A 5,887-nucleotide genomic window follows, 5' to 3' on the forward strand; every position below is an offset into this window, starting at 1 on the left:
ACAAATAGCAAGGGCGGTGCCATAAGACCCCGCCCCTAGAATCGCAACTTCTGCTTGCTTCATATTAAGCAACCAGTCCTTACGCGTCAGCTTGCTGTTGTTGCGCTTGCTGTTGCTGAACGTGTTGCGCGAAGATTGCGTCAAAGTTTACAGGCGCCAAGTTCAGCTGTGGGAAAGTCGCACGGTTAACCAAACTTGCTACACACTCACGTGCATATGGGAACAAAATGTTCGGACAGAACGAACCTAATGTGTGCGCTAACTGACCTTCTTGAACCTCGTCACCGATTGTGAAGATACCGGCTTGATGAACTTCACAAAGAAATGCGACTTCTTCGCCTACTTTGTTAGTTGCAGTTAAAGTCAGTACAACTTCGTAAACGTTATCTTCAAGCTTTTCATGCTTAACGTTCATATCGAGTTTAAGATCTGGCTTCCACTCTTTACGGAATACTGAAGGCGAGTTAGGCGCTTCAAAAGAAACGTCTTTAGTGTAAACGCGTTGGATAGCAAACTGCGGTTGTTGTTGTTGATTTTCTGCAGTTGCGCCATTTGCTTGCTGTTCGTCAGCCATGATGATACTTCCTATTAAAACGTTGGTTATTCACTAAACTAAATTGTCGGTTACCGACTTTAGCTAAATTTTTAATTAAAAACTACTTTCCTGTTGCAATGGGTAACTTATCATTGCGCCAAGCATTCATGCCACCTGCTAGGACAGCGACTTGGTTAAAGCCTTGTTCTTGTAAACTTTTAGCGACCGAGATCGCAGTATGTCCAGTGTTGCATACCAATACAATGGGGGCATCCTTAAACTTTTCAATAGCATGCACTTTTTTGTCTTTGATCTGCTGTTGTGGCAACGATACCGCACCACTCACATGCCCCTTGCGGTATTCGTCAGTCGAGCGAATATCAACAAACACACCGTTTTCACGGTTAGTCCAGATGATCGCTTGTTGCGCCTGTAACTGCTTGATACCTTGCATCGTAGAGCGAATAGTCATAATGATTAACGCGAGCAAAAGAACAATCCATAGTCCGCTCATGAATGGATTATTCGCTACAAATGTCATTAGTTGTTGCATGCTAACTCGTTTATTTATTCGGTTAATGGTGACCCCTCACAGATGGAGGGTATGTCCTTTTAGAGGGTGAAAGTATACCCTCTGAAGCCCTAACTACCAATAGCAAATCGAGTGGATGCGAAATAGTCAGAAATCCAGTAAACTGGACAAAATTGATTTTTGCTTTCAAGCGCATAGGTAGTCGATATGGCATATGATAAAAAACCTTTGGTTTTGATGATCTTAGATGGTTGGGGATACCGTGATTCAGCTCCAGACAACGCGATAACTGCGGCAACTACGCCAGTGATGGATCGGTTGTGGAACGACTACCCTCACTGTTTAGTCGACGGCTCAGGTGGCGCTGTTGGTTTGCCAGATGGCCAAATGGGCAATTCAGAAGTAGGCCACGTTAATTTGGGAGCAGGTCGCGTTGTTTACCAAGACTTCACGCGCATTTCGCAAAGCATAAAAACTGGCGAGTTTTTCGATAATCCTGTGTTAACTGAAAACGTTGAGCAGGCGATTACTAAGAACCGTGCGGTTCATATCATGGGCCTACTTTCCGCTGGGGGCGTTCACAGTCATGAGGAGCACCTCATGGCGATGGTTGAGTTGGCCCATAAGAAAGGTGCTCAACAGATATATGTTCATGGCTTCCTCGACGGTCGTGATACACCGCCTAAGTCAGCGCGTCCTTCCATTGAGAAGTTTGAAGCATTGTTTGAGCGCTTGGGTGTGGGCCGTTTTGCCTCATTGTCGGGTCGCTTTTACGCGATGGATCGCGATAATCGCTGGGAGCGCATCGAAGGTGCGTTTAACGCAGTTTATCATGGACGTGCTGAACAGCATGCCAATAATGCGCTGAATGCCCTCGCCGACGCTTATGAACGTGGCGAGTCCGATGAGTTTGTCAGCCCAGTGGTCATTGGAGAGCCGGCCGCGATAGAGGACGGTGATGCGGTGTTCTTTATGAATTTCCGCGCTGATCGGGCGCGCGAAATGACACGTGCGTTTATTGATAATGAACTTGATACGTTTGAGCGTGGCATTCGCAAACAACTCAGTGGTTTTGTCATGCTGACTCAGTATGCGGATGAATTTGATACCCCCTGCGCCTTTCCACCTGTAAGACTCGATAATGTTTTAGGCGAGTGGTTGGCAAAGCACAATAAAACGCAACTGCGCATTTCTGAAACTGAAAAGTACGCGCATGTTACATTCTTCTTTAGCGGAGGACGCGAAGAAGAGTTTGATGGCGAACAGCGCAAACTCATTCCGTCACCTAAAGTAAAAACCTACGACCTGCAACCTGAAATGAGTTCAGAACAGCTCACTGATGCGATCGTTGAGGCCGTTGATGGACAACAGTACGACGTCATTATTTGTAACTACCCCAATGGTGATATGGTCGGTCATACGGGTAACTTTGATGCAGCAGTGAAGGCCTGTGAAGCTGTTGACCGATCTGTGGGACGCGTGGTTGAAGCGTTACAAAAAGTCGGTGGCGAATGTCTTATTACCGCTGATCACGGTAACGCTGAACAGATGAGCGACCCTAGCACTGGTCAAGCCCACACGGCACACACCAGCGAGCTTGTTCCATTTATTTATGTGGGTCGTCATGCAACACCACGTAATGGCATTCTCTCTGATGTAGCGCCTACCATGTTGCATCTAATGGGGCTTGAACAGCCAAACGAAATGACGGGTAAAACGCTCATGCAACTGGACGATTAATTGATGCTGAAACCTGTTGCGTGGGGCCTTCTTCTCGCCTTTTCTTTGTTCTCGGCTATAGCGCTTGCCCAACAGCCGACTGAGCAAACAAAGGCTGAAAAACAGGCAGAACTTAAAGCAATTCAAGCCGAGATTGAATCTCGGCTTGAGGCTTTTGAGTCACGCAAACAAGCGCTCACATCAAGTCAACAAGCGCTTAAGAAACTGGAGTTACGCACCGCCAAGCTCGCTGAGGCACTACAAAACACGCGACAACGGTTACAACAGTTGGAAAGCGAGATCGGCAATAATGAAGCCGAGCAAACGCGGCTCGAAGCCGATATCCGTGACCAACTGAACGCGTTGAAAGATCAGGTCATCGCGGCCTATGCAAACGGCGATTACGACTATCTCAAACTGCTTCTGAACCAGCAAAAGGCATCCTCTTTAGAGCGTCAACTGACTTATTATAAGTACCTTAACGATGCCCGTATTGCAGCCATCGATAGCTTAAAACAAACACAGGCTCAATTAGAACAGGTTAAACAAGCGCTGCAGACACAATATCAGCAGCAAACCGAGCTACGCGCTGAACAAACAGCACAACGCTCGGCACTGACCGAGCAACAAGAAAAGCAAGAGCAAGCGATTGCTAAGCTACGCAATGAACAACGCTCAGAGGAAGAAAAAATCGCTGAGTTACGAAGTAGCCAAGCTGAACTGGAGCAGGTTATCGCAGCAATTGAAGAGGCACTTAGTGATCGCATTGAGTTAATCGGATTGAAGCCTATAAAAGCGAGCTTACGGTGGCCGACCAATGGTAAAGTGCAGCGTTTGTTCGGTGAACGTCGTGAGGGACCTATCCGTTGGAAAGGCGTACTCATTGATGGCGAACAGGGGCAAAGCATCCGTAGCATTGCCGACGGTCGTGTTGTTTTTGCTGACTGGTTACGCGGATTCGGGCTAGTCATAGTGATCGATCACGGTGAGGGCTATATGAGCCTCTACGGATACAATCAAGTGATATTCAAGAATGTTGGTGAAGAGGTACAACAGAACGAGGAAATTGCACTGATGGGTCAAAGCGGCGCACAAAATTCACCAGCACTGTATTTCGAAATCCGCTTTAAAGGTCAACCGGAAAATCCAACCCAATGGATCCGCTAACTGCTATGCGCCGCTACTTTTATCTGGTTTTCCTGAGCATTTTATTGACCACGCCTGTGGTCGCTGCCGATAAAATTGCGATTATCATTGATGATATCGGCAACCACCCTGAAGATTTAGCGGCAGCTGAATTACCTGGTGACGTAACTTTTGCCGTATTACCTTTTACGCCTTACGGAAGGTCTTTTGCCCTGAAAGCGCATCATCAAGGCAAACAAATTATGGCGCATGTTCCAATGCAAGCATTAGCGGGTAACGCATTGGGCTTGGGTGCACTTACATCTGATATGTCGAATGCCGAGATCAAGCTAAAACTCCGCCAAGTATTAGATGATATTCCTTACGTGGCTGGTATTAATAATCATATGGGTAGTCAACTCACACAACTTACACAACCCATGCAAGCGGTGATGGAGTCACTAAAGAATCATGACCTGTACTTCGTGGATAGCCGCACCACTGAGTATACTGTCGCCGAACAAATCGCCCAGCGCTATCAGGTGCCTGTCGCGCGCCGTCATGTTTTTATCGATAACGAAACAAGTGAGCGTTACCTTACTCAGCAATTTGACGAATTAATCCGCATTGCTCACCAACAAGGTACGGCGATAGCTATCGGGCATCCCTACCCCGAAACAATTGCTTTTTTGAAGAGACGCTTAGGTTCGTTAGATCAGGATGGCGTGCAATTAGTCTTTGCGTCGGAACTAACGATTAAAAGCGATTCAAGCATTCCCAGTAGCGTGCTCGAGACGAGTCAATAAAATAAGCGCTTGCTCACGGTTATCACCACACACATCGTGCGTCGCATCAAAATCGGAGCACACCTGAGGTCGGCGTGGATCACCAAACAAACGACACAGGTTATCGTCGTCAAGCTGAACGCAGCGTTCACCTGCCTTTTTTCCCTCTGGCATTCCAGGAATCGGTGAACTGATGGAAGGCGCAATGCAGCAGGCGCCACACCCCAAACGACAATCCATGAACACCCCCTAAACAATAAGTGGCAAGCAGAAACGAAAAAGGCGCTACTTTCGTAGCGCCTTTCAAGATAATTCAAAGTCAGTTAAGACATCGCTGCACGAAGTTTTTTCATCGCATTTTGCTCGAGTTGACGCACTCGTTCAGCCGATACCTCATACTTTGCAGCAAGATCGTGCAATGTTGATTTGTTCTCGGACAACCAACGTGATTGAACGATATCTTGGCTACGCTCATCAAGGCTACTCATCGCTGAGAACAACTTCTTCTGAGTATGCGCTTCGTAGTCTTCAGTTTCGATCTCTTCTGCAAGATCCGAGCGCTTATCCTCGAGATACATCGCAGGTGAGTATGTCGAACCTTCTTTAGAATCGTCATCGTCAGAACTCAGTTCAAACGCTTGGTCATGGGCGCTCATTCGCGCTTCCATTTCCATGACTTCTTTGCTCGAAACACCCAGCTCTTTCGCCACTGTTTCGACTTCGTCTTGATTGAACCAGCCTAAGCGCTTCTTCATCTTACGCAAATTGAAAAACAATTTGCGCTGCGCTTTGGTGGTCGCTACTTTAACGACTCGCCAATTACGCAATACATATTCGTGAATCTCTGCCTTAATCCAATGCACAGCAAATGAAACAAGGCGCACGCCCACTTCTGGGTTGAAGCGTTTTACCGCTTTCATCAGGCCGATGTTACCTTCTTGAATCAAATCCGCTTGCGGCAGGCCGTAACCAGAATAGCCACGGGCGATATGCACGACAAAACGTAGATGCGACATGATTAACTCTTTCGCCGCGTCTAAGTCTTTATCTTCCTGCAAACGTTTTGCCAACGCTTTTTCTTTCTCTGCGCTCAGCATTGGAATGCGGTTGACTGACTGAATGTAACCGTCAAGACCCCCGCCCTGAGGGACCGATAAAGCCATGGTTTTTAATTCAGTGCTCATTTAACAA

The 5,887-nt window shown here is 47.1% G+C and carries 7 protein-coding genes; 3 read left to right on the plus strand and 4 right to left on the minus strand.

All coding sequences use genetic code 11. The features are described from left to right. Window positions 1-79: 79 nt before the first annotated feature. Both secB and B2X00_RS04880 read right to left on the minus strand, forming a co-directional pair. On the minus strand, window positions 80-574 hold the full coding sequence (gene secB / locus B2X00_RS04875; RefSeq protein WP_071462939.1) for a protein-export chaperone SecB: 495 nt from the start codon (window positions 572-574) through the stop codon (window positions 80-82). An 82-nt stretch (window positions 575-656) separates the two neighbouring features. Next, window positions 657-1,088, minus strand: a complete 432-nt coding sequence (locus B2X00_RS04880) for a rhodanese-like domain-containing protein (protein WP_290486348.1) — start codon at window positions 1,086-1,088, stop codon at window positions 657-659. 186 nt (window positions 1,089-1,274) lie between these two features. On the opposite strand from B2X00_RS04880, the gene gpmI reads away from it, so the two are divergent. The 3 genes from gpmI to B2X00_RS04895 are packed head-to-tail and all read left to right on the plus strand — an operon-like array spanning window position 1,275 to window position 4,717. Next, on the plus strand, window positions 1,275-2,807 hold the full coding sequence (gene gpmI, locus B2X00_RS04885) for a 2,3-bisphosphoglycerate-independent phosphoglycerate mutase (protein ID WP_290486349.1): 1,533 nt from the start codon (window positions 1,275-1,277) through the stop codon (window positions 2,805-2,807). Window positions 2,808-2,810: 3 nt separating this feature from the next. Next, window positions 2,811-3,953 (plus strand): murein hydrolase activator EnvC family protein, encoded by a 1,143-nt coding sequence (locus tag B2X00_RS04890; RefSeq protein ID WP_290486350.1) that lies wholly within the window; start codon window positions 2,811-2,813, stop codon window positions 3,951-3,953. Continuing rightward, window positions 3,941-4,717 carry a divergent polysaccharide deacetylase family protein gene (locus tag B2X00_RS04895; protein WP_290486351.1) on the plus strand — a complete coding sequence of 259 codons (777 nt, stop codon included), beginning with the start codon at window positions 3,941-3,943 and terminating at the stop codon, window positions 4,715-4,717. Before B2X00_RS04890 ends, B2X00_RS04895 begins: the two co-directional genes overlap by 13 nt. Here the strand turns inward: B2X00_RS04895 and B2X00_RS04900 are convergent. Then, window positions 4,679-4,936, minus strand: a complete 258-nt coding sequence (locus B2X00_RS04900; protein ID WP_290486352.1) for a YkgJ family cysteine cluster protein — start codon at window positions 4,934-4,936, stop codon at window positions 4,679-4,681. The genes B2X00_RS04895 and B2X00_RS04900 overlap by 39 nt on opposite strands. Before the next feature lie 83 nt (window positions 4,937-5,019). Further along, window positions 5,020-5,880: an RNA polymerase sigma factor RpoH gene (gene rpoH, locus B2X00_RS04905; RefSeq protein ID WP_290486353.1), complete on the minus strand. Its 861-nt coding sequence runs from the start codon at window positions 5,878-5,880 to the stop codon at window positions 5,020-5,022. Window positions 5,881-5,887: the final 7 nt, after the last annotated feature.

The sequence above is a fragment of the Idiomarina sp. UBA3162 genome (assembly GCF_002364475.1).
Lineage (GTDB): Bacteria > Pseudomonadota > Gammaproteobacteria > Enterobacterales > Alteromonadaceae > Idiomarina.

Bases quoted from the DNA above. Each gene is read 5' to 3' on its own strand.
- secB (WP_071462939.1), bottom strand. From the start codon at position 574: ATGGCTGACGAACAGCAAGCAAATGGCGCAACTGCAGAAAATCAACAA.
- B2X00_RS04880 (WP_290486348.1), bottom strand. From the start codon at position 1,088: ATGCAACAACTAATGACATTTGTAGCGAATAATCCATTCATGAGCGGA.
- gpmI (WP_290486349.1), top strand. From the start codon at position 1,275: ATGGCATATGATAAAAAACCTTTGGTTTTGATGATCTTAGATGGTTGG.
- B2X00_RS04890 (WP_290486350.1), top strand. From the start codon at position 2,811: ATGCTGAAACCTGTTGCGTGGGGCCTTCTTCTCGCCTTTTCTTTGTTC.
- B2X00_RS04895 (WP_290486351.1), top strand. From the start codon at position 3,941: ATGGATCCGCTAACTGCTATGCGCCGCTACTTTTATCTGGTTTTCCTG.
- B2X00_RS04900 (WP_290486352.1), bottom strand. From the start codon at position 4,936: ATGGATTGTCGTTTGGGGTGTGGCGCCTGCTGCATTGCGCCTTCCATC.
- rpoH (WP_290486353.1), bottom strand. From the start codon at position 5,880: ATGAGCACTGAATTAAAAACCATGGCTTTATCGGTCCCTCAGGGCGGG.